Below are 1,848 nucleotides of genomic sequence, written 5' to 3'. Positions count from 1 at the left end.
GCCGTAGCCGGCCCCGCGCGCGCCGCGGCGAAGGCCCGACCCTCATCGAAGTCAAGACGGACCGCTACTTCGGCCACTTCCAGGGCGACCCCGAGACCTACCGGCCGAAAGGCGAAAGCGCCGCGCTGCGCCAGGACGATCCGATCGTGCGCCTCGGTGCGCGCCTGCGTGCGGAAGGCCTGATCGACGACGCGCAGGACCGCGACCTGCGCCTGGCCGTCGCCGGCCGCATCGAGGCGGCATTCGCGTTCGGCCGCAACAGCCCGTACCCGGATCCGCAGGACGCCCTGAAACACGTATTTGCCGAATGAACAAGGAGACAGACAATGCAAAGCAATAGCAAAGGCGCCGTGCGCACGCTCACCATGGCGCAGGCCATCGCCGAAGCCATCGGCCAGGAAATGGAGCGCGACCCGTCGGTGTTCGTGATGGGCGAGGACATCGGCAAGTACGGCGGCATCTTTTCGGCCACCACGGGCCTGCTCGACCGCTTCGGTCCCGAGCGCATCATGGAAACGCCGATCTCGGAAACCGCGTTCATGGGCGCGGCCGTGGGCGCCGCCGCGGACGGGTTGCGTCCCATCGCGGAACTGATGTTCGTCGACTTCTTCGGGGTCTGCTTCGACCAGATCTACAACCACATGGCGAAGAATTCGTACATGTCCGGCGGCGCACTGAAACTGCCGGTGGTGATCACGACCGGCATCGGCGGCGGCTACAACGACGCGGCCCAGCACTCGCAATGCCTGTACGCGAGCTTCGCCCACATGCCCGGCCTGAAAGTCGTCGTGCCGTCCAATGCGTACGACGCGAAAGGCCTCATGGTCCAGGCGATCCGCGACGACAACCCGGTCGTGTTCTGCTACCACAAGGGGATCATGGGCCTGTCGTGGATGTCCTACTTCGAGGGCAGCACGAACGCCGTGCCCGAGGAAGCCTATGCGATCCCGTTCGGCGAGTCGCGCATCGTGCGCGAGGGCAGCGACGTCACCATCGTCACGCTGAGCCAGATGGTGCAGAAGGCCGCCATCGCGGCCGAGCAGCTGGCCGCGGAGGGCATCTCCGTCGAGGTGCTGGACCTGCGCACCATCGTCCCGCTCGACCGCGCCGGCGTGCTGGCGTCCGTCGCCAGGACGGGCCGCGTGCTGATCGCCGACGAAGACTACCTGAGCTTCGGCCTGTCCGGCGAGATCGCCGCGCTCGTCGCCGAACACCTCGACACCATCCAGCTGCGCGCGCCGGTAAAACGCCTCGCGGTGCCCGACGTGCCGATCCCGTTCAGCCGCCCGCTCGAGCAGGCCGTCATTCCGCAGGTGGACACCATCGTCGACGCCGTGCGCGGCCTGATGCGCGCGCAACCCATTCATCAACTTCAACAAGGAGCACAAGCATGATCGACGTGAAACTGGACGGTGGCGTCTGGGACGATGTGGAAGAGGGCACCGAAGCCCTGCTGCAGGACTGGCAGGTCGAGGTGGGCCAGCCCGTGACGGCGGGCCAGACGCTCGTCGTCGCGGAACTGGTCAAAACGACGCACGAGGTGACGGCGCCCGCCGCCGGCCGCCTGGCCGCCATCGAGGTCGCCGCCGGCGACACGTTCGGCCGCCACACCGTGCTGGCGCGGATCGAGGGGTAGGCCATGGATGCCGTGACCGTACCCGCGACGGTGCCGCTGACGGGGATGCGCGGGGCCATCGCACGCAACATGGAGCAGGGCTGGCGCGTGCCGCGCGCACCCGCGCCTGAACGCCCGCATGCGCGAGAAGGACATGGCGCGGGGGGGGGGGGGGGGGGGGGGGGGGGGGGGGGGGGGGGGGGGGGGGGGGGGGGGGGGGGGGGGGGGGGGGG

At 69.3% G+C, this 1,848-nt stretch carries 3 protein-coding genes and 1 pseudogene; all 4 read left to right on the top strand.

Annotated features, from left to right (window positions below):
- A partial coding sequence (locus ACEN88_RS30665) for a thiamine pyrophosphate-dependent enzyme (RefSeq protein WP_413345799.1) occupies nt 1-311 on the top strand: 311 nt, incomplete at its 5' end.
- A gap of 15 nt (nt 312-326) precedes the next feature.
- Complete coding sequence (locus tag ACEN88_RS30660) at nt 327-1,394, top strand: alpha-ketoacid dehydrogenase subunit beta (protein ID WP_413345797.1); 1,068 nt, start codon at nt 327-329, stop codon at nt 1,392-1,394.
- A complete protein-coding gene (locus ACEN88_RS30655; protein ID WP_413345795.1) occupies nt 1,391-1,636 on the top strand; it encodes an acetyl-CoA carboxylase biotin carboxyl carrier protein subunit in 246 nt (81 codons plus the stop codon). Before ACEN88_RS30660 ends, ACEN88_RS30655 begins: the two co-directional genes overlap by 4 nt.
- A gap of 3 nt (nt 1,637-1,639) precedes the next feature.
- Nucleotides 1,640-1,848, top strand: a pseudogene (locus ACEN88_RS30650) (hypothetical protein); the annotation flags it as partial.

This window comes from Massilia sp. CT11-108 (assembly GCF_047302915.1).
GTDB classification, from domain to species: Bacteria; Pseudomonadota; Gammaproteobacteria; order Burkholderiales; family Burkholderiaceae_D; genus Telluria; species Telluria orientalis.
This window is presented reverse-complemented; position numbering and strand designations above follow the sequence as displayed.

Bases quoted from the DNA above. Each gene is read 5' to 3' on its own strand.
- ACEN88_RS30655 (WP_413345795.1), top strand. From the start codon at position 1,391: ATGATCGACGTGAAACTGGACGGTGGCGTCTGGGACGATGTGGAAGAG.
- ACEN88_RS30660 (WP_413345797.1), top strand. From the start codon at position 327: ATGCAAAGCAATAGCAAAGGCGCCGTGCGCACGCTCACCATGGCGCAG.